The 21,931-nt window shown below is 38.4% G+C and carries 19 protein-coding genes and 1 pseudogene; 15 read left to right on the top strand and 5 right to left on the bottom strand.

Annotation, left to right across the window (positions count from 1 at the left end; genetic code table 11):
- Positions 1–230 precede the first annotated feature (230 nt).
- On the bottom strand, positions 231–1,340 hold the full coding sequence (locus tag AN486_RS13940; protein ID WP_290601136.1) for a glutamate--cysteine ligase: 1,110 nt from the start codon (positions 1,338–1,340) through the stop codon (positions 231–233).
- A gap of 270 nt (positions 1,341–1,610) precedes the next feature.
- Between AN486_RS13940 and AN486_RS13935 the strand changes: the two genes are divergently transcribed.
- Both AN486_RS13935 and obgE read left to right on the top strand, forming a co-directional pair.
- Entirely contained in the window at positions 1,611–2,285 is a 675-nt protein-coding gene (locus AN486_RS13935) for a Mo-dependent nitrogenase C-terminal domain-containing protein (protein ID WP_039199486.1), read from the top strand.
- A gap of 76 nt (positions 2,286–2,361) precedes the next feature.
- The gene (gene obgE / locus AN486_RS13930; RefSeq protein WP_053540765.1) at positions 2,362–3,402 is read left to right on the top strand and encodes a GTPase ObgE; all 1,041 of its coding nucleotides are present in this window, start codon (positions 2,362–2,364) and stop codon (positions 3,400–3,402) included.
- Between the two features lie 599 nt (positions 3,403–4,001).
- Here obgE and AN486_RS13925 read toward each other — a convergent pair.
- Entirely contained in the window at positions 4,002–4,766 is a 765-nt protein-coding gene (locus tag AN486_RS13925; protein WP_039199482.1) for an RNA methyltransferase, read from the bottom strand.
- A 1,009-nt stretch (positions 4,767–5,775) separates the two neighbouring features.
- Between AN486_RS13925 and AN486_RS13920 the strand changes: the two genes are divergently transcribed.
- Together AN486_RS13920 and AN486_RS13915 are read left to right on the top strand one after the other, a co-directional pair.
- On the top strand, positions 5,776–6,030 hold the full coding sequence (locus AN486_RS13920; protein ID WP_168635801.1) for a hypothetical protein: 255 nt from the start codon (positions 5,776–5,778) through the stop codon (positions 6,028–6,030).
- Positions 6,027–6,170: a type II toxin-antitoxin system RelE/ParE family toxin gene (locus tag AN486_RS13915; protein WP_168635800.1), complete on the top strand. Its 144-nt coding sequence runs from the start codon at positions 6,027–6,029 to the stop codon at positions 6,168–6,170. Before AN486_RS13920 ends, AN486_RS13915 begins: the two co-directional genes overlap by 4 nt.
- Positions 6,171–6,718: 548 nt before the next feature.
- Here the strand turns inward: AN486_RS13915 and AN486_RS13905 are convergent.
- The gene (locus AN486_RS13905) at positions 6,719–6,955 is read right to left on the bottom strand and encodes a type II toxin-antitoxin system Phd/YefM family antitoxin (RefSeq protein WP_027403217.1); all 237 of its coding nucleotides are present in this window, start codon (positions 6,953–6,955) and stop codon (positions 6,719–6,721) included.
- A 295-nt stretch (positions 6,956–7,250) separates the two neighbouring features.
- Between AN486_RS13905 and AN486_RS13900 the strand changes: the two genes are divergently transcribed.
- The 4 genes from AN486_RS13900 (at position 7,251) to AN486_RS13885 (ending at position 9,039) form a co-directional block, all read left to right on the top strand.
- Positions 7,251–7,601 carry a translation initiation factor gene (locus AN486_RS13900; protein WP_027403218.1) on the top strand — a complete coding sequence of 117 codons (351 nt, stop codon included), beginning with the start codon at positions 7,251–7,253 and terminating at the stop codon, positions 7,599–7,601.
- A gap of 94 nt (positions 7,602–7,695) precedes the next feature.
- Positions 7,696–7,857, top strand: a complete 162-nt coding sequence (locus AN486_RS13895) for a YqaE/Pmp3 family membrane protein (RefSeq protein WP_039199490.1) — start codon at positions 7,696–7,698, stop codon at positions 7,855–7,857.
- Between the two features lie 81 nt (positions 7,858–7,938).
- The gene (locus tag AN486_RS13890) at positions 7,939–8,589 is read left to right on the top strand and encodes a DUF1295 domain-containing protein (RefSeq protein WP_168635799.1); all 651 of its coding nucleotides are present in this window, start codon (positions 7,939–7,941) and stop codon (positions 8,587–8,589) included.
- 66 nt (positions 8,590–8,655) lie between these two features.
- The gene (locus AN486_RS13885; RefSeq protein ID WP_039199477.1) at positions 8,656–9,039 is read left to right on the top strand and encodes a hypothetical protein; all 384 of its coding nucleotides are present in this window, start codon (positions 8,656–8,658) and stop codon (positions 9,037–9,039) included.
- 574 nt (positions 9,040–9,613) lie between these two features.
- Here AN486_RS13885 and glgP read toward each other — a convergent pair.
- A complete protein-coding gene (glgP, locus tag AN486_RS13880) occupies positions 9,614–12,178 on the bottom strand; it encodes an alpha-glucan family phosphorylase (protein ID WP_168635798.1) in 2,565 nt (854 codons plus the stop codon).
- A gap of 608 nt (positions 12,179–12,786) precedes the next feature.
- Between glgP and AN486_RS13875 the strand changes: the two genes are divergently transcribed.
- The 6 genes and pseudogenes from AN486_RS13875 to AN486_RS13850 form a co-directional block, all read left to right on the top strand.
- Positions 12,787–12,915 (top strand): hypothetical protein, encoded by a 129-nt coding sequence (locus AN486_RS13875; RefSeq protein WP_255540000.1) that lies wholly within the window; start codon positions 12,787–12,789, stop codon positions 12,913–12,915.
- Positions 12,916–13,623: 708 nt separating this feature from the next.
- Positions 13,624–14,313, top strand: a complete 690-nt coding sequence (locus tag AN486_RS13870; protein WP_290601127.1) for a DapH/DapD/GlmU-related protein — start codon at positions 13,624–13,626, stop codon at positions 14,311–14,313.
- A 178-nt stretch (positions 14,314–14,491) separates the two neighbouring features.
- Positions 14,492–14,608 carry a photosystem II reaction center protein I gene (locus tag AN486_RS13865; protein ID WP_081424311.1) on the top strand — a complete coding sequence of 39 codons (117 nt, stop codon included), beginning with the start codon at positions 14,492–14,494 and terminating at the stop codon, positions 14,606–14,608.
- Positions 14,609–14,855: 247 nt separating this feature from the next.
- Entirely contained in the window at positions 14,856–16,055 is a 1,200-nt protein-coding gene (locus tag AN486_RS13860) for an RNA-guided endonuclease TnpB family protein (protein WP_168636176.1), read from the top strand.
- Between the two features lie 118 nt (positions 16,056–16,173).
- On the top strand, positions 16,174–18,525 hold the full coding sequence (locus tag AN486_RS13855) for a DUF3769 domain-containing protein (RefSeq protein WP_290601124.1): 2,352 nt from the start codon (positions 16,174–16,176) through the stop codon (positions 18,523–18,525).
- Between the two features lie 346 nt (positions 18,526–18,871).
- A pseudogene (locus AN486_RS13850) lies at positions 18,872–19,093 on the top strand (Uma2 family endonuclease); the annotation flags it as partial.
- Between the two features lie 10 nt (positions 19,094–19,103).
- On the opposite strand, the gene AN486_RS13845 reads toward AN486_RS13850, so the two are convergent.
- The gene (locus AN486_RS13845; protein ID WP_053540759.1) at positions 19,104–20,636 is read right to left on the bottom strand and encodes a SagB/ThcOx family dehydrogenase; all 1,533 of its coding nucleotides are present in this window, start codon (positions 20,634–20,636) and stop codon (positions 19,104–19,106) included.
- A gap of 441 nt (positions 20,637–21,077) precedes the next feature.
- On the opposite strand from AN486_RS13845, the gene AN486_RS13840 reads away from it, so the two are divergent.
- Positions 21,078–21,914, top strand: a complete 837-nt coding sequence (locus tag AN486_RS13840; protein WP_290601122.1) for an alpha/beta hydrolase — start codon at positions 21,078–21,080, stop codon at positions 21,912–21,914.
- Positions 21,915–21,931 lie beyond the last annotated feature (17 nt).

Here is a 21,931-nt window from a genome sequence, read left to right as displayed (position 1 = left end):
GGGGAGGTAGGGGGGGTAGGGGAGGGAAGAACAGAAGTTTTTTCCGATTTAAAGTAAACTAAACGAGTTTAAAAATTTTCTAGTTCTTTTAGTCATCTTCAGATGACTTCTGCTATGAGACTGGGAATGAATTCCCAGTCGGGTTATCGGTTTTACGTTAAGTTGACACCAATGCCCCCGTGTTGCCCCGTGTTTGTCCTACTACCGAATATATAGAGGAAATTGGTAATCTAAAATCCAAAATTGCCATAAGTTTGGTTAAGAGTGGCTTCAATTGAACCTGAATTTTGGAATAACTTAATTAATTCATGAGATTTTGTTGTTTTCTCAGATAAAATAACTTTCAGTGGGGTTAAAAACTCCAGATCAGGATCATCTTTAAGGGCAATTTCTGCAACTTTTAAAAGTTGCTGAGAATTGACAAAAACATCTTCATTCTCAAAGCCTAATTTTGCCGAAATTTGGTGTAAATTAGCATCAGGTATAATTGCTCTACCTGGTAAAGTTTCATCTAGTATTAAACCTTTTAATAAAGCTAATAAACCTGCATAAATAGCAAAATTATCACAACTATCACAAGCTTTAAATTCTATCCGTCCTACTTCTGAAGGAATGCGGGCAATTTTTGTTAAGGAAGGCACACTTTTGATTAATTCTTCTGTTTTATCCAAAAAAACTAATGTTGCGGATCTTTTTCCCGTTCTGATAAATGTCCTCACTGATAAACCTCCCCATAAACCACCATTATAAAAAGGAGAACTATAACTAAAAGGAATGATATAAGGACTGTAATAAGTTAACTTCTTCCCAATATCAATTAACCTTTCCATAGATAAATTTGCTAGGGAAATATTTAAATCTGGTCCATAAGAAACCATATAAATATGAGCAGTTTGTTCATCTGGATAAGCTTGTAATTGCCTAATTTCAAAATCATTTAATGGAGGTTGTGGCTCAAACACGCAAGTATAGGGATTAAAGCTGGCTAAAACAGGTGAAAACCCAAAATTAGCAGCAACATCACTTAATAAAATAAAACTTGCGGTTAATTCATCAATTGCTCCTTGAATAGTAGGGTGGATAGTTGTTCTAATTTCGATGCCTTTAGCTACACAGTCAATTACTTCTTCAGAGTCATTAAATCTTTCAAAGCCCTCAATATACCAACGCTTTTTCTTAATCCCAGCATCACCAACTCTTAATTGTGGGTAATCAGTAGTATAGATAGGTAATTTGTCAACAATTTGCTGAAAATCTCCAAATTTTGTATTATGGAAATCTGCAAACTTTCCTTGATCATTGAGAAAAGCAACTTCATGTTCAATACCAAAGCAGAACATACTTTATACCTAATTAATGACAAATATAATCAATTATATCTATATTTTATGCCGTTGTGAATCAATACTGTTGAGTTCAGGCTAAAAAGTATTTATATCGTAGGTTGAGTTAACGCGAGGAAACTCAAAAAAATTCCTGCTCATGTTGGGTTAAGAGTCGCTCAACTCAAACTAAATTCCCTTTATTTTTGCCAATTAAATGTACAGAAATGTAGTTCTTTTCAAGGTAGTTTAAGATTATCTAATAAAAATTACAAGGCGTGAGTTTTTATGACAACTACTGCTCAAACTGCTTACAGTAGCGAACAAATTATTGCGTGGTTACGGGGATTACTGACCATTGCTTGGGCTGATGGTAACTTTGATACCCAAGAACAGGAATTAATTACTAATCTTACCAAAGATGAATTAGCCCCTGCTATTAACTGGGATTCTTTAGAGATAATTGAACCAGATGAATTAGCGGCTATATTAGGTAAAGGTACACCTGTAGCGGAAAATTTCTTGCGGACAGCGGTAATGGTAGCGATCGCTGATGGTATATACTCACCTAGTGAAGATGACCTACTTCAGCAATTGTGTCAAAAATTAGAACTGCAAGAGAGTTTACTCACAGCCTTACGTCATACCCTAGAAGATACCGCACAAACAACTGATTTCCCCCCTACTGGACTTCAATCCCCCCACCCAGACGCTTTAACTCCCTTGCGTCAATGGTTAGACGGGTTAGATATTCAAGACCCCAGAGTGGCGAAATTTTTGTGTAAGATGATTCCTTCCCAATGTCCCTTTGAAAGAGATGTAACCTTATTTGGCCGGAAAATAGTTCATATTCCGCCCCTGTGTAAAATTAACCCCCTTTATGAACAAATGGTAGGGTTACGCTTTCGCGCCCTTTCCTACCTAGCAGATGACTGTGGGGAAGATGTTACACCTTATATTTAAATTAGTTGTTAGTAGTCAATTGTTAGCGTGATTGACAACTGACAACTAACAACTGACAACTGACAACTGACTAATTATGCAATTTATAGACCAATCAGTAATTGAAGTAGAAGCAGGTAACGGAGGTGATGGTATTGTCGCTTTTCGTAGAGAAAAATATGTCCCAGCAGGTGGTCCATCTGGTGGGAATGGCGGAAAAGGCGGTTCAGTAATTTTTGTAGGTAATACTAATCTGCAAACCTTGTTAGATTTTCGATACAAGCATTTATTTAAGGCACAAAATGGAGAACGTGGCGGTCCAAATAATTGCACTGGTGCAGGTGGGAAAGATCTAATTGTTGAAGTTCCTTGTGGTACTTCTGTATATGATGCGGTAACGAGTGTTTTACTATGTGATATAGTTGAACCCGGACAAAGTTTTCGAGTCGCAGAAGGTGGCAAAGGTGGACTGGGAAATCAACATTTTTTGAGTAACCGCAACCGGGTTCCCGAATATGCCCTCCCTGGTTTAGAAGGGGAAAAAAAGGTATTACGTTTAGAGTTAAAATTGTTAGCAGAAGTCGGAATTATTGGTTTACCAAATGCGGGAAAATCAACTTTAATTTCTTCTTTATCTGCCGCACGTCCAAAAATCGCCGATTATCCCTTTACTACCTTAATTCCTAATTTGGGTGTAGTCAAAAAACCCACAGGTGATGGTACAGTTTTCGCTGATATTCCGGGTTTAATTGAAGGTGCTTCTCATGGTGCCGGTTTAGGTCATGATTTCTTGCGTCACATTGAACGGACAAGGGTTTTATTACACTTAATTGATGCCACAAGTGAAGATGTCATCGCTGATTTCCATACTATTCAAGAAGAACTTAAAGCCTATGGACGAGGTTTAGCTAAACGTCCACAAATTTTGGCATTAAATAAAATAGATGCTGTTGATAGAGAAACTGTTGATTTGGAGGCTTTAGCTACTCAATTAAATCATCTAGCTTTAGCACCAGTGTTCATAATTTCTGCCGTAACTCGCACCGGTTTAGAGCCAATGCTGCAAGAAATTTGGCGGATTTTAGATGAAATTAATGTGTTGGAAGCACAGGAAGTTGCAGTTGAATTGATAAGTTGATTTTGTCGAATACAGTAGCAAAAATTGTGTTAAGTAATTGAACAAAAATATTTACAGTCATTGCAAGCGAAGGGAAGCAATCACAACCCTTGGAATTGCTTCATTTCACTTCGTTCCATATGGCTAACGCCACGCAACGCTTACGCAATGACATTGTGTAATTAATTCTGTCTCACTACTTGCATGATTTCAAGCATAGGGATTAGTTTGAGAGTTCCAGAAATACTGGAACTCCTCGGAGTTTATACTCAAAACGGTTGGGACATGGACTTTTGCAAAATCACGAAAAACCTAGATTTGTAGGGGTTTAGCACTGCTAAACCCCTACCCGCTTAAATCAAATAATTAAGCCGTGTTGAGTATAGTTGATAGCATTATCGTTAAAAACCGCATGGATTTTGAGAACATACTTGAGAGGGTGTTTGAAAAGTTATGGTTGGTGTATTAAATATTTTTTACCCCTCCCTAACCCTCCCCTTGTAAAGGGGAGGGAACTGGATTTTTATTGTTTCCCCCCTTTACAAGGGGAAAGGGGGTAGCAATGTGATGAAAATTACGGAATACCACTTTTAAAACATCCTCTGAGCAAATTCTCACAATTAATCCAGCTTTTCGGAGTTTTTTCTATTAATTGCCCATTCTACCTGTCGTAAAATCCCTCGTAACATTCCCACTTCTGTAGTTTGTAGATAAGCACGATTATATAAGTGGCGGAATTTTTCCATGCGACTAGCTGCGGTGTGGGGATAAAGATAACCAATAGAAAGCAACAAAGATTCTAATTGCTGATAGAATCCTTCCATAGCATCTAATGGGGCAATTTCTGAATCGGGTATATTCTGATCTGTAAATAAGTTAGTAGATTGTGATAATTCATAACAACAAATAGAAACCGCTGTAGCTAAATTCAAAGATGGATATTCGGGATTGGTAGGAATAAAAACTAATTTGTGGGCATAATTTAATTCTTCATTAGTTAATCCTCTATCTTCTCTACCAAAAATTAAAGCTACAGGCTTTTCTGCTTCTGCTAATAACCAGGGTAAAGCGGTGTGAGGGGTATCTAGGGGTAGTTCTCCACTGTATTCCCGTCCCATAGTAGCAACCGCACGGACACAGCCCTGTAAGGCTTGTGGTAATGTGTCTACTATGACCGCAGATTCTAAAATATCTTTACCATGAACTGCCATTTTTAAGGCATCATCTGATGTGCGATCGCATTGAGGATTGACTAATATTAGTTTAGATAAGCCAAAATTTTTCATAACTCTGGACACTGAACCGACATTCAATGGACCGGCTGGTTCTACTAAGACGATAATTACGTTGCTGGTACTGGTTTTTGGATCAATATTTTCTGTCATTGAAGGAGTCTTTAAACTACAGTTATCCGTGCATTATGGCTAGATTTAGGTTTTACTCTAATTTCTACATCAATTTCAAAAGCATTGAGAAATCTAAACATTCTTTCTAGAGAAAAACCTGTAAGTCCTGGAATCTTTTGAAAATTCAGACATGACTTCAAATGTTTTTTCAGAGAAGATATTCTTTTGGTTTTGTTCACCTGCCATGATATTTTATAATTTAACTATGGATGTTTTCATGAAGTATTTAAAGAATTATACTCAAAACGGCTAGAAGCTGGACTTTTTTATCATACAAAGAACAAGTTGAAAGCCTCTCCCCGCACCTCTCCCTAACCCTCTCCTAAGAGGAGCCTAAGAGGAGAGGGAAAAGGAATAACATTTAATACTGGAGAGGTTTACCAGAGGGGTTTCATATTTGGTTAAACTATGAACCGTTTTCAATATAATGAACCACGAAGGAGCATTCGCGGAGCGTCCCGAAGGGATAGAACACGAAGGAAGAGAAAGAAGAAGAAGAGTTTCTCGTTCCCAGTTTCTGACTGGGAATGCCATCCTAGAGGTTCTACCTCCAGTTATAGTAGAGGCAGAGCCTCTCAACTGCATTCCCACCCAGAGCATGGGAACTAGAAAAAACTAGGGGAAAAATGGTGTAAAATCCTCAAATTTCTAGTTTTCGCTTTTATTTCTAAATTAAGTATGGTTTAATTTCAATATTTCCAGGATTTGAGGATTTACAGGATCTGATAGTAAATCAAATTAGATGCTTGTAGAATTAAAGAAGATTATGTTGAACAGATAGTCAGTAACCCAAGGCTAACATTACCCCAGAAATGGGAGTTGGTTTCCAGATTCCAATCAAAAATCTGGTTTCAATTTTAACATCCACAGCGGTTAAAACTGTGGTCAGTGAGCTTGTCTAACTGCTCGTGTCGCGGCTGGTGAGCTGCGTCGAACCATCCCTCTCAGTGTCTAAAGACACTGAGTTTCCCACTTACCGCGAGGTTTTATGACTGTTGAAAACACTATTGTAGAAAAAGTACGGATATTGTCACCAGAAAAACAACACCAAGTATTAGCCTTTATTCATCTACTGGAAAATGATGAATGGGAATTTTTATATCAAGGAAAATTTAAAGAATTACAGCAGGAAATTAGTCTAGGAATTGCAGCAGCTAATAGAGGTGAATTTGTAGATGCTGAAGAACTATTTTCAGGGTTAAGAAAAAAACTTCAACAAAAACGGACTCAGGCTGGAAAATGAGCAATATTTGTAAATTTACAGTTCCAGCCAGTCGAGACATTGAGAGTATAGTTGATTATATAGCAGACAATAGTAGTTTTGATGCAGCAGAAAGCCTTCTTAGCAAAATTAATAGTAAATGTGAAAGGTTAGGAATGTGAATTAAATAAGGTGCAAAAGTAGGGTGTGTTAGCGACAGCGTAACGCACCATTCCAGGTTACATCAGAATTGCAGGTTATTAAATTTGCGTTCCTTAGCAAAATTCCCTAGTATGGGACGTAGCCGTGATGAATTAGCAACTAATGTCCGCAGTTTTCCTGTTAGAGACTTCCAAATAAAAAAATGTCCCAAAACTGATGCAGAAATTCTCTCTCTGTGTACTCTGTGCCTCTGTGGTTCGTTTCTTAGGATAATTTATTTCTTGGAAGTCTCTTAATGATTACCTAATTTTTTATCGTCCCATTGAGGAAGGTATTGAAATTTTGCGTGTTGTTAGTGGTTATCGAGATTTAGAAGGTTTATTTTTAAAAGATGATGAGGATTTTTAATTATTGGTGTAAGTAGGTGAACACAATAAAACCAAACTGTGTAAAGAAATGTAAAATCGCCCAAACCCTTTTCACTCTTGCCTCTTGCCTCTTGCCTCTTGCCTTTTGCCTTGCCATAACGACAATTTTCAACGCTCACCTACTTAAACTAAATTCCAATTCACCAATCTAATTCTCCATTACATTCTTCTATCGGTGTTGCTAATCCTTCTTTAATTGATTCTCTCATCCCTGGAATAGAAAGAAGATAAAGAGTTTCTTGGATAGATTTCCAGTCTGCTTCAGATAATAAGACTGCGTTGCTATTGTCTCCTGAAATAACAATAGGTTGATGAGATTGATTAACTGAATCAATTAAATTCTGTAGTTGTTGTTGTGCTTGATTTATTGAAATCATACTCTTCTTTTTGAAACTATCTTATTATCATAAATAATAGCAGATAATTTAAAACCATGCCAGAATCAGGATATACGGTTACTGAGCGATAGCCTGCGTGGCGTAGCCATAGTTGAAGTACAGGATTTAAGGATTTACAGGATGTGATAGTTTAATTAATGAAATATAAAATTATCTGCGTTTGTCTGCGTTTATCTGCGTTTAATGACCACCTCTTCCATCTGAATTGTGAATAAATAGATGGGTAGGCTAAAATTGTTTACAATAAAAGTCTATTTTTCCTGCATTAAATATTATGGCTAATCCCAAATCTGACAAAGGCTTTGTCTACCAAGAATTTGGTAACGGTAGTTCACCCGCACTGGAACGCGCTGTAGAACGGGGAATCCAAGACTTACCCCCCAATCAGCAAAATGTGCGAATCCAAGCTACTCGCGCGGGAAGAAAGGGGAAAACTGTCACGGTGATTACTGGTTTTCAAACGACACCGGAAACTTTAGCTACTTTATTAAAACAGTTAAAAGCCCAATGCGGTACAGGTGGAACTGTGAAAGATAATGAAATTGAAGTTCAGGGAGACCACAAACAGAAGATTTTAGAGATTTTGGTGAAGTTGGGTTATAAAGCTAAAATCAGCGGTGGTTAAAAGGTGTGGTTTACCAAATTTTTCAGGAATCGTCACCACATTAGGTGATGTTAACTCTAGAAATATAGAACATCAACAGGAGAATAACATGGATATGGATGTAGTCAGAATTATAGTTGCGATTTTTCTCCCACCTTTAGGAGTGTTTTTGCAGGTCGGGTTTGGTAAGGATTTTTGGATTAATTTACTTTTGACAATCTTTGGTTTTTATATTCTGGGTATTGTTCACGCAGTGTGGATAATTGCGAAGAAATAATGATTTCAGAGAGATAGAGGAAACTGGACTATCTCTCTATTTCTTTCCCTAATTTTCAGCCCTTTAAAGAAGAAGCAGGATATGAAAATAAAGTATCCCATTAATTTTCACAAAGGTCTAACATTCGTTATCGTTTTAGGACTAATGGTTTTATACCATAATTTTACTATTGGAGCTTGGGTTTATCTTTCCCTTCATGGTACTTATGGTTTTCTTTGGTTACTAAAAGATAGGATATTTCCAGATAAGCAATGGGAGCAAGAAATTCCTACTTCCCAAGGAATTATTACCTTTGTTCTCCTTTGTTTGTACTGGGTAGCACCATTCATTCTCATTAGTAGTGGTACTGTTCCCCCTTTACCTTTAGTCGCTGCTGCTATTTCTTTAAATATTGCGGGTGTATTTTTACATTTTGCTAGTGATGCTCAAAAATACTATACACTGAAGTACAAAACTGGATTAATTACAGAAGGTTTTTTTGCTAAATGTCGTAATCCTAATTATTTGGGAGAAGTGTTGATTTATCTGGCTTTTGCTATGTTAAGTCAACATTGGCTATCTTTCTTGATTCTGGGGTTATTCATAGCCATGATATTTGTTCCCAATATGCGGAGAAAAGATCAATCTTTATCTCGATATCCTGAGTTTGCGGAATACAAAGAAAATTCTGGTTTGTTTTTTCCTAAGTTGTTTAATTCCAGAATTTCTCGGAACGAAGAAACTACAGCATAACGTCAATAATTTTGCTCACGACTAAACACACAATAAGATAACATTAGGTTTACAAATAGGAAGATTATGAACACTAAAGCTATCATTTTATCGGCAATTTTAGGAATTTCTACACCTGCAATTATTGATATGGCTATTCCTAGTCAAGCAATGGCTGTGCAAAAGTTTAACTATCCAAATAATACATTTAGTGATAAAGAGTGGACGGTGACTTTAAAGTTTACCAATAACTCCTATCAATACTATGGGAAGCATATTCCCAAAAATACTTCTATTAATTTATCTGGTGCTGTTGCTTCTGGTTCTCATGAACGTCAAATTTACACTTGGAATAATAATGGGACAAAATATCAAGTTGTTTGGAAACCAAATGATCCCAATTATATTCGTGTTCAGGTAATTGATAGAGGTAAGATCGTTTTGAATCGTCTACTCCAGGCTATACCCTAAGAGGTTGTTTGAAAAGTGCTATCCCGTAATTTTCATCACATTGTTACAAAAAAAGGGAACAGGGAACAGATAAGAAACACTCATTTGCTGAGTTTAGAACTTCAGTCAAGAAAAAGATGTTTTTAAAAGATGCGTAGCACGAAAAAAAACAGTGTCATTATTTCAATCTCATGTTTTTAAACATGAGTTTTTTCTGTTTCCTGTTGCTTCTTCCTCTGAACCCCCTTTCCCCTTAAGGGAGAAACAATAAAAATCCAGTTCCCTCCCCTTTATAAGGCTACGGTGTACACACAAGTTATCGAATCACCATTATTCCTCAAATTACCCCACCCTAACCCTCCCCGATGCTTTGGGGAGGGAACTAATTTTTTTGGTTTTCCCCTAAAGCATCGGGGGATTAAGGGGGGTAATTTAACTTGTGTGTACACGATAGCCTTTATAAGGGGAGGGTTAGGGAGGGGTAAAATATTTGATACAGCAATCATGACTTTTCAAACACCCCCCTAAATGGTGAAATCTATATTTTTAACAATTTCTGTAGAGACGTTTTATGGAACATCTCTACATTATTTGCTTATTCCGCCCAAGCGATTAATCTGGGTTCATAAGGGCTAGAGAGGTATTGATTTCGAGGTAAGACACGCAAAGATAAACCTTGCAAACCAGAAGTTGTGTAGGTGATATTTGCGGTATAAAGACTGGAATTTTCTGGATCTTGTCCTTGATAATCCATGATTACAGGTACAGCATTGACGATATCACCGTTGGCATCAATAGAACCTTGATATAGTTCTACTTGCACATCATCATTTTTCAAAGTTGCTAAATCTACCTTAGCTTTCACCGCTACAGTTTGATTAACTTCAATGTCTGATGCTGCGGATACGTCAACATCTTTGATTTTGATGTTAAACCAGTGTTCACCTAATTTTGCTCTCCAGGCGGCTAATTCCTTGGCTGGGCTATAATTATCAACGGTGAGGGTATGATAGCGATCGCTCGCCGGGAAATAAGCTCTCATTGCATATTCTCGCACCATCCGGGCTGTATTAAAGAAAGGACAATTCAACCGAATCGCATCTTTCATTTTTGCTACCCAAGGACGAGGCAAACCATCACCATCACGATGATCATAGAATAGGGGAATAACTTCCTTTTCTAACAACTCATAGAGGGCGTTAGCTTCTATTTCATCTTGGTAATTAGGATCATCATAGTTTTCACCATGTCCTATTGCCCAACCAGTGCGAACATAGTCCGCTTCATCCCACCAACCATCAAGAACACTGAGATTTGGTAAACCATTCATAGCAGCTTTCATGCCACTTGTCCCAGAAGCTTCACGGGGACGACGGGGAGTATTTAACCAGATATCACAACCTGCTACCATTAAGCGGGCGATGTGAATATCGTAGTTAGGGACAAATACCACCTGTTTTTCTAAATGGTGTTCGCGGATAAAGCGGTTAATATCCCGAATTAATTCTTTACCAGGAATATCTTTAGGATGTGCTTTCCCAGCAATCACAAACTGCACCTTGCGGTGTTTGTTAGCGAGTAAAATCTTTTTAATTCTTTCCAAATCACGCATCCATAGAGTAGCGCGTTTGTAAGTAGCAAAACGACGGGCAAAGCCAATGGTAAAAACGTTAGGATCAAGCACCTCTTGTGCCTGAACAATATCAGAAGCAGAAGCACCGCGATCGCGCAAATGTTTGACTAAATGTTCTCGAACATACAACACCATATCCAAACGGCAGCGCTCGTGATTCCGCCATAACTCCTCATCGGGAATTGCATCCATGCGTTCCCACAATTGGCTATCAGGTGGTGCTGATGACCAATTTGGACCAAGATAGCGATCGTATAGCTCTTGCGTGGATTTACTTACACAACTGCGGGCATGGACACCGTTAGTAATAGCAGCAATTGGTACTTCTTCCACAGGAACTTTCTGCCACAAACCTTGGAACATCTGGCGGGAAACAACACCATGCAATTGTGCCACACCATTAGAGAATGTCGCCATCTTCAGTGCTAAAACTGCCATACTGAAAGGTGCAGACAAATCACCAGTATTTTCTCGTCCCAAACCTAAAAACTGCTCTTTCGGTAAACCAAAGATATCTGCATAGTAACCCAAATAATGCAACATCTTATCAGGAGCAAACAAGTCAATTCCCGCGGGAACTGGAGTGTGGGTAGTGAAAATATTACTAGAAGACACCACCTGTTTAGCTTCTCTGTAATTCAGTCCTTTTTCCTGAATCAGAATGCGAATGCGTTCTAAAGCCGAGAAAGCCGCATGACCTTCATTCATGTGGTAAGCAGTGACTTCATAGCCCAAGGCTTTGAGCATTTGCACCCCACCTATCCCCAGCATAATCTCCTGATGGATACGCATATCTATATCACCACCATACAACTGATCGGTGATATCGTGGTCATAAGCCTTATTCGGCTCAATATTAGTATCAAGCATATACAGGGGTACTGTCCCTACCTGAACACGCCACACCCGTGCATATACCTTGCGTCCAGGATAATCTACCGCAATCCGTAATTCTGTACCATCGGGGTTGCGTTCCAAATGCAAGGGCATATTATGGAAATCATTGATGAGGTAGCGTTCCTGCTGCCAACCATCAGCATTAAGATACTGGGCAAAGTAGCCTTGTTGATATAATAAGCCCACACCCACCAAAGGTAATCCCAAATCACTCGCAGATTTCAGGTGATCTCCTGCGAGTACACCCAAACCACCTGAATAGATAGGTAAGCAATCTACTAACCCAAATTCAGCAGAAAAATAGGCGTAACATTCCTTCTGGTGCTGATTTCTTTGTTTTTTATACCAAGTATATTCCTGCAAATAATCTTCTAACTGCCGCGCTGCTCGGTCTACTTGCGCTAAAAAGCCTTCATCTTCAACAACTTCTAATAGTCGGCTTTGACTGATAGTTCCCAGCATCAATACTGGATTATGGTGGGTAGATTCCCATAAATCAGGATCTAAACGACGAAACAGGTCTTTGCTCTCTACATTCCAATCAAAATGGAGATTATAGGCTAGTTTCCGCAGGGGTTCTAGTCTGGATGGTAGTGAAGGAGATACATTAAAAGTACGAATTGGCTGCATAGTTTAGAAAAACTTTAAGTTCAGCTATGGATATTGTTTACTGTTTTTACCTAATATTGCCAACTCTTTATACCGTATTTGTCAACGTTTGATGACTTTGTTAAGAATTGGCAACTATTTAATTTCTAGAGATCAACATGAAACTAAAAGGTGTCATGAGTCTACGGGGTTTCCTGATTTATGGCTAAAGTTTTAGTAAAATTTAATTATCTGCTGTGTATATAGGCAAAATAGCGATCGCAAAGTGCTGCTACAAGCAGGTTACAAAGCACTGTTACCAGTAGATCACTTCACAGTTTTGTCCAAACTTAATTAAAACAAATTAAATTTTATTCATTGAGTAAATCTAAATCAAAGATTCCCAACTTCTTTCACAAGTCAGGGATCTAAATATATTACAGCAAATTGCAGATTAATGAAGTACACGCTCTAAATTCAAAGCCGAACAGCAACCCATTTTTACTGCTGAATTCTGCTGTATTTATTACCTTTGATAAAACTTGTTCACTCAATCAAAAATATGTTATGCTTAATAGCAATTGTTCCCAAACAATAATTCTGTAATTGAAAATGTAATTTAGTTACCCTATAAATCATTTGTGTGCAACATGATTAGAGCCGTATACTCTACAAGTTATTTACAAGAAAGCCGCCACAGCAGTCGTGGTAGTGCCTTCTTGTTTGCACCAATGGTGAATTTTAACATCATGGCAGATGTGGGAGACACTCCACCATAGTAGTTTTTATTTAAAAATAATCATCCCAATTGAATAAAAATCAAATTGTGACACAAAAGAAGTGATTCTAGCACTATTAATACCTACGGAAATTCATTGTTGTGAAAACACAAATATTTAAAGCCATTTGTGAAAAAATATGGCAAAAATCCGCTGGTAATTGATCTGCATGAATATTTCTGTATTCGTAGTTGCATTACCAACTGTCTCAACTTTCCCGATACAGTAAAAGTTGATATGTTTACCAAATTAATCTCATCAGTAGTTTGACAAAATTAACTTCAATCAGGTTATCAGAGAACAAAAAACAGGGTGTGTCATTAATTCTGTCCAATTACTTGCCCAGAGATTAACTGAGACTAACTACTGCTATGCACTGATATTAGCTAGTGAATTTATGCAACCCAGAAAAAGGTGATTAACGTTGCTGATTAATTCAATACAGGTGCATATAAAAATGAGGCTAAACTTAGATGAAATAACTTATTTAGACATCATTGCAAAACTGTTTAAATCGAGAGTTTTTCACTAATTGAGTACACAATTGACAACTGTAGGCAAACTTATGTATTGCCATAATTGGGAATTTTGCAGATATTTGGGGATTTTTAGGGATAAATTTGCTTGCTTCTAGTATCGAGGAAAATCATTTTTGATTTTCCTGAATTCCTTCTTGCCTAAAAATAATTGATTCACGAGAGATTTATCATGATTGACCAAAAATATTCTGCAAAAATTCAAAGATTTCAAGAACTATTAATAACTACTTTATTGGGAGATTTACCAACAATTGCAATGGGACCACAGCTAAGAAGATTGGTATATCAAAATATTTTTGGCAGTATGGGTAATGAAGTTTTTATTCAACATGGAGTAGAAATAACTGGAAGTTCATGTATTGAAATTGGCAACGGAGTGAATATCTTCAAGGGTGTGCGTTTAGATGCCAAAGGACATCAAAACAATAGAATGTATATTAGTAATCAAGTCACAATTGAGCGAAATGTAGATATCGGATGTATGGATAATACTTCTATATATATTGATGAAAATACTTATATAGCTCCTGGTGTGTGTATTGCTGGTCAGGGAGATATCCGCATTGGTAAAAACTGCCTGATAGCATCTCATTGTGGAATCTATGCTAATAATCATGTTTTTACAGACTTGTTACTACCTATAAAACAGCAAGGTGTGACTCGTGACGGAATTACTATTGAAGATGACTGTTGGCTAGGACATGGTGTGACTGTATTAGATGGAGTTACCATTGGTGAAGGTAGCATTATTGGTGCAGGTGCAGTAGTCAATAAAGATATTCCCCCTTATTCCATTGCGGTAGGTGTACCAGCAAAAGTTATCAAACATCGTGTTGCCAATGTAATAGGTAATAAGTAATGGGTAATAGGTAATAGATATTTCCCCTACCTCCCCACTTCCCCTAACTCCCCTACTTCCCCTACCTCCCCCACTTCCCTTACTTCCCCTACCCCTTTTCCCTATTCCTTCGCAAAAAGAACAAGATATGGGTAAGATAAGTTAATTACTGTTTGGCAAACCCCTGGGAGTTAGTTCTATGTTGAGTTTAAAAATCGCTGTTTATATTGTTGTCGGTTTGTTTGTTAGCCTTTTCATATTCGGGTTTTTGTCTAATGACCCAGCCCGTAACCCTGGTCGTAGGGATGCAGAATAAATAGCCAATAACTTAACTCTGGTGGCTAGAAGGTAGAAACTGGCTAAGATGTGATTGAACACAAACAGCAGAAGTCCCACATCTCACTCTTAAGAGTGTGGGATGAATGCGCCTGTTGGTCAATGACAAATCAACATTTTCCGATTTAAGAGAATATATCCAATCTTCTACCAAAGATGTAATAGTTCTGTCTTTAGTGTCTAGCCCTTATGTTATCATAAAAACAGGTCGAAAGGAAACGAAAAACATGAGAACATCTTACCAATACCGATTAAAGCCAACAAAAAAACAAGCGGAAAAAATTGATAAAATACTAGATATGCTGCGTTGTCAGTACAATTATCAACTTGCTCAACGGTTTAATTGGTATGAAGCAAATCGCTCTCCTGTTGATAGATGTTCCGTTGTCGTTTGTCATTTACCAGAGTTAAAAGATAAACCTAATCGCTTTAGTCAGCAAGCATCATTAACCCAATTAAAAAAAGACCGACCTTGGTACAGAGATATTCATTCTCAAGTGCTACAAGAAGTTACTAAAAAAGTTGAATTAGCTTTTGATAGATGGTTGAAAGGTGATAGCAACGGCAAAAAATCTGGTAGACCTAGATTTAAAGCTGTTGGACAATACAAAACATTTACGTTTCCTCAATTCAAGCAACATCACTTTGTTAATCACAAGATTACGCTGTCTAAAATAGGAGATGTAAAGGTAATTGTTCATCGTCAAATCCCCGACGGGTTTGAGATTAAAACTGTATCTGTCACTAAAAAAGCAGACGGATATTATGTGACTCTAAGCCTTGATGACAAAACAGTTGCAACGATTAAACCTGATTTTAATGCTAATAATATCGTTGGTATTGATGTAGGTTTAATTGATTTTATTGTCACCTCAGACGATGAAAGAATTGCCGCCCCTAAGTTTTTGCGTAAAGCTGAACGTAAATTAAAATCTGCACAGCGTCGCGTCTCTCGTAGAAAAAAAGGATCTAATCGTCGTAAAAAAGCGATTAAAAAACTGGCTATTCAACACAAGAAAGTGTCAGATACCCGCAAAGATTTTCACTTTAAAACTGCAAACAATCTACTCAAAAAGTACGATGTTATTGCTGTGGAAAAGTTGAATATAAAAGGACTCGCTAGAACAAGATTGGCTAAAAGTATTAATGATGCTGGTTGGGGACAATTTATTTCGATACTAACAGTCAAAGCCGTAAATGCTGGACTAAAAGTAATCGCTGTAAATCCAAACGGTACAAGCCAAGAATGCTCTAGTTGCGATGCCCTGGGCTTGCCGAAGGGTGGTCATAAAGTTAAAAAGCCGCTATCCCAAAGAATGCACAATTGTCCTATCTGCCATACAAGTTTGTGCAGGGATCTAAATGCGGCTATAAATATCAAGAACCGTGGGACACACGGTCTTAAAGCTCAGTCAATGTCTTCATAGAAGAGTCGCTGAGAAGCCAACACTCACCCGTTCGCGCAAGCGTGCCGCAAGGCATAAGGGAGTGTGTGGAGTATGTCACCCTTCCGGCTATTTTTTGCTTTTTGGTCAGATTGAAAATATGTTTCATCCAGTATTACCGCCTCAGCTACCTCCAAGTATTGAATCTTTAAAACCTGTTGATGATGCTGCTTCTGTTCCTATTGTCAAGGTGAAAACTGATGAGCGAAAACTGATAATTGTTGGTAAAAATCAGGATGACAAATATCAATCAAATACCAGCATAGTCCAGGCAAATGTTGTTGAGAAGTCTTTTTCTCTGTTATCTCCACCGGAAAATTTAGCACCCAAGTCTTTACCTAGCTATCCTGAACAATCGGCAGTTTTAGCGGAAACATCTATCCCCCCAACTCAGCCTAGTAATGTGAATTTACAGGAATCGGGGGGGAAATTGCGGTTGTCTGTTGGTGATAAAAAACCTGCTGCACCAATCCAAAATATTATTGAATTCAAGCTTCGCAATCCCGAAAATCAAGAGTCTACACCTACGACTGTAGAATTTCCGCCGTCACCCCAACCGCCGACAGTAGAGAAGATTCCTGTGGGGAAAGGCAGAGTTGTGGAAGTAATTGCCGATCGCCAGGAGTATGATGAGCAAAGGCGAGTTGTCACTGCTGATGGTAATGTTGTTGTCAGGTTTGATGGGGCAGTGATTGATGCCGATACCCTACAAATTAATTTGGATAATTTGATTGCAGTGGGGGAAGGTAATGTGGTTTTAACTAGAGGTAATCAGGTACTCCAAGGACAACGGTTTACCTATAATTTTATTCAAGATAATGGGGATTTAGAAAACGGTAAAGGTGAACTTTATATCCCCACAGCAGGTACAGATTTTGCTTTTTCACCGACTCTACCTACAGATATTACAGCAGGGGGTGTATCTAGCCAGCCGTTAAGTAATCGCATTCGCGCTAATCAGCCGCTGACGAGTGTGAACAGTTCAGGGGGTATACAATTTGGCGCTAGTGGTCAATCAGACGCGCGAAATGTCCCTGCACCTAAGTCTGGGGGTACGGTGAAACGATTCAGGTTTGAAGCTCAACGGATTGAATTTTATCCGCGAGGTTTTCAAGCGCAAGATGTGAGAATTACTAATGATCCTTTTTCACCACCGGAATTAGAATTAAGAGCGGAGCAGGTAAATGTGACGCGGGAAGCGCCTTTGATAGATAAAATTACTACCCAGCGTCAAAGGTTGGTTTTTGATCAAAACGCTGTTATCCCTCTGCCTGTTAATAGTCGGACAATAGATCGTCGTCCACGTAAAGTCAATCCGACTATTGTTGCTCCTGGTTTTGATACGGGTAAACGAGATGGTTTGTATCTAGAACGGGATTTTGAAGTAATTAATGCTAATCAAAAACGCTGGACGATTACGCCCCAGTTTTATCTGCAAAGGGCTTTTAAGGATAGTGAGAATGTGGCTAGTTTATTTGGTGTGAAGACTAGGTTAAATGCTGTTTTTAGTCCGAAAACTATTTTGGAAGGTGCGGGGGAGTTAACTAGTTTTGATTTCAATCAGTTAGAAAATAACTTGCGCGGAAGTTTGCGGTTACGCCAAAATTTGGGTAATGTTAATCCTTATATATTGAGTTTAGAATCTATTTACCGCGATCGCCTATATAATGGTAGCCTTGGCTATCAAACTGTCCAAAGTAGTCTCGGTGGCATCATCAGTTCTCCTATTATTCCTTTAGGCAAAACCGGTATTAATCTTAGTTATCAAGGCGGCGCTCAATATATAGATGCAAACACTGACCGTCAAGATTTACTATTATCAGGACGAAAAAACGATCGCATTTCTCTGGGTCGTTTACAAGGAACTGTGGCCTTGAGTGGTGGTATCAATTTGTGGCAAGGGCAACCATTGGCAGCTACAGCTAGTGAGGGATTAAAATATACCCCTACTCCTATCGTACCGTATTTGCAGGCGATCGCAGGTGTCACAGGAACTACTAGCTATTATAGTAGCAGTGATAACCAAACTACCTTAACTGGGACTATTGGCTTAGTAGGACAGATTGGTAACTTCTCTCGCCCTTACTTAGATTATACCGCCTTTAATCTCACCTACTCCCAAGGAACTAATAGCGGTTTATCACCCTTTCTTTTTGATCGTTCAGTGGATAACAGAGTCCTGAATGCAGGACTTTATCAGCAAATCTATGGACCACTTAAGTTAGGTTTGCAAACATCCATTAATCTAGATACAGGTAAAAGCACCAGCACTGATTACATAGTCGAATACAGCCGCCGCACCTACGGTATTACTCTGCGTTATAATCCGGTGCTAGAATTAGGCGGTTTTAGTATTCGCATTAGTGACTTTAATTGGACAGGTGGCACAGATCCATTTTCCAGTGGAGAAATTAAACCTGTTGTTGGTGGCGTAATCCGTCAAGATAATTAAAAATCCGTAGGGGCAACCCCCGTATTTGCCCAGCAATTCTCATTTTGAAAAAATAAGGTTAGAATTGCGGATTATATGCATTACGCAGGGAAAAAGGTCTGAATCACGGATTAGACGGATTGCGCTGATTTCACGGATTTTAGTAACTTTTATCGGACAAAAATATTTACAGTCATTGCGAGGGACGAGAAGCAATCAAGTTCACGAAGTGTGGCGTATCCCTGCGAACTGCTTGCAGCAGCGCTTCGCTATCGCCGGAGGCATCAGCCATAACCCAACATTATCAAGGATTTTGTTGGGTTTCGCTATCGCTCAACCCAACCTACATTTCCTTAACCGACAAGTATTGGAGTCTGACAGTACGCCTGTGTTAGCGAAGCGTACCGTAGGTCAAAATTGGCAAGAACATTTTCAAGGTATTTTACTAACAGAATCTATCAAACCCACACTACAAAAATACCACCCAGATGGTCAATATTGTATTGGACAGAATTTAGGTATCTATTGGAAAATGACGTACACTCCAGAATGCGGTGCAGAATTTCCAAAATGGTTTTATGTGCCTGACTCCTTTGCTTCTACCTGGGTTTTCCTAGTGTCGTAATGTAGATCACTGCTTCATCCATAGGGATACCTAAGACATTATTTACTTGGTCATCAAAAAAACCAGCGATGCCACTGACACCTAAGTTAAGACGAATGGCTGCTAAATTAAGCCTTTGTCCTAAAATACCTGCATCTAAGTGTAAATAACGGTAAACACGATCTCCATATTGAGCGATCGCATTTTTTAAATCAGCAGTATGAAATAATACTGCACCTGCATCTCTGCCTAATTCCTGTCCTAAACATAAGAAATGTAATTCTCGACGGAAATTTTTAAACCGAATTTGCCGTAATTCTTGGGCTTTAGGTGCGTAATAATAACAGCCTGGATCTAATCCTTGCACTCCAGAAACAGCTACAAATGTTTCTATTAAATTCAAATCAAAATAATCAGGGTGAGGATCTAAATTTTGGTCAATATAATTTTGGGGTTGATAAGTAAAATCAAGTAAAGCTTTCAATTCATCAAAACTTAAATCATCACCAGTATAAGCACGAGTTGAACGGCGTTTATAGATAGTATTCGATAAATCTGCTAAATCTTCTCCCCAATAAATTGGTGTAGTTCGAGTCGAAAATTTTTCACAAAAAGGGAAGTTATACTTATCTTCCAAAGACTTTTCTAGTTCCACATTTGGTAAATTTAACTTACTACTGTTATTCACTGGAATTTGAGTATTTATGTGAAAATATTTCAGCAATTCACCATCAGGAATAGATGGATAATTAGTGGCAGTTGTCGAAGGTAAAGCAGTCCGTCCTAGTGGTAAATTTTGGCGTACATCTAACAAATCTGCCAAAGCTAAAACAGCAGTTGTTCCTTCTTGTTCATGATCAATATAAAGTAATTCATTAACAGCCTCATCAGCAAAACCGCCAATTAAATGAGAGCGATAATCAGCAATATTACAAGCTAACTGAATATTACTTAAAAGATGCCCCGTGTCCAGAAAAATTCGCCGATAAGCCCTGTCTTCATAACGCCAAGCCGAACGATAAAAAACCGCAGTTGTAATTATAGCTAATTGGGTACTTTCCAGGGAAGGATGCCAAAAACAAGCAGATTGTAAACTTTGCCAAACATCACTTTCCCAAAAGTGCATTAAAGAATGAGTTCGACATTGATAGTTATAAAGTCCCGGCGGTAATAATGGTGTCCCACGAGAAACTAAATATACTTCAGCCGGATATAAGCCCCCCGCACTAGGCGCAGAACGTAAGTATACTGTATTACCCAAAGAAGGCATTTTTGCCGTGAGTCCATAACTGTGAAATAATAGTTGAGAAAGCCGCCACCACCATTTGGTATCTTGTTGATTGGCAACAGTTGCCGCTGTTTCTTGCAGATAAGGTTTGAGGTCAATGTCAGAGCCAATTTTATACTCTTTGAACGGCACTGGCTGTTTATTCCAGTCTAAATTACGACTTTTAGAAGCCAGGGTTTCAGGGTGGTACTTAGTCCGGTCGTGATAGTGTTGGGCAATGGATTGTTCTATTTCTGGCATAGTAATTTTAATATCCCATAGCAGGGAACAGGGAACAGGGAACAGGGAACAGAAAAGTTGAAAGTCTTTTGCTGTATGGCTTTGTAGATAACTTTTGTATCTTATTCAAGTGCATACCACTGTAGTGTATTCCTATTCTTGATTTTGACATTTATTAGTTCCATTAATTCGTGCTAATCAGTACAATCATCAAAATTAAAAAGGTTCTTCGGTTATTTTTATGGAAAACCTGGTTCAAAATCATTGAAAGCCCTATTGTGTAGGCATTTCATTGAAAATATGGAAATAATTGTTTATAACCCTTGTCCCGTAAGGGTTTTGTTATCATCAATCCTCAATCACCATAAAAGAGACGCAAGAGCCATTAAAAATTAATCCCAAAAAAGTTATTTTTCTGGTAAAATTCCCTCTTCCCCTGTCCTGGAAAAGATTGACAAAATCATGCCTGTACGTCAAACTCTATCAACACCTGATATTCAACTTTCTTATTTAGAATGGAGTCAAGGTCAAGAACCATTACTGTTATTACATGGTATGGCTGATCATGCCTTGGTTTGGTCTAGTTTGGGAGATTATTTAGCAGCAAATTACCATATAGTTGCGCCAGATATGCGTGGTCATGGTGAGAGTAGTAAGCCAGAACAAGATTATAGCTTTGCCAGTGCGATCGCTGATTTGGAAGCATTAATGGATAAACTAGGATGGTCTGCGGCTCATATCGTCAGCCACTCCTGGACAGGGAAATTAGCCGCTATTTGGGCTAGAGAGAACCCAACCAGATTAAAAAGTATCACCTTAGTAGATCCCATTTTTATCTGGAAAATGCCCAGTTTCCTAAAAATCACATTTCCTCTCTTGTATCGCGTCTTACCTTTCCTCAAAAGTATGGGACCCTTTACCAGTTACCAAGAAGCTGAACACAAAATTAAACAACTCAGTCAATATCAAAATTGGAGTTCTTTGCAACAGCAAGTTTTTCAAGCCGCAATTGAACAAAAACCCAACGGGACTTGGGGTAGCAAATTTACCATAGCCGCCCGTGACGGGATTTTTGACGCAGTTATGGAAGTACCAGGTTTTATTCACCCAGTTGATACACCTGCTCTCTTTATACAACCAGAAAAAGGTGTAAACCGCCAAAATTGGCAAATTCAACCCTACAAAACCAACCTCAAGAACTTAAGTTTGTGTCAAGTTCCCGGAAATCATTGGCCATTTCTAAGCAACCCCACAGAATTTAATCAAACAGTTGCCACTTTTTTAGCATCACAAACATGAGATAATTTCAAATTAGT

The sequence above is a fragment of the Anabaena sp. AL93 genome (assembly GCF_001672085.1).
Lineage (GTDB): Bacteria > Cyanobacteriota > Cyanobacteriia > Cyanobacteriales > Nostocaceae > Dolichospermum > Dolichospermum heterosporum.
This window is presented reverse-complemented; position numbering and strand designations above follow the sequence as displayed.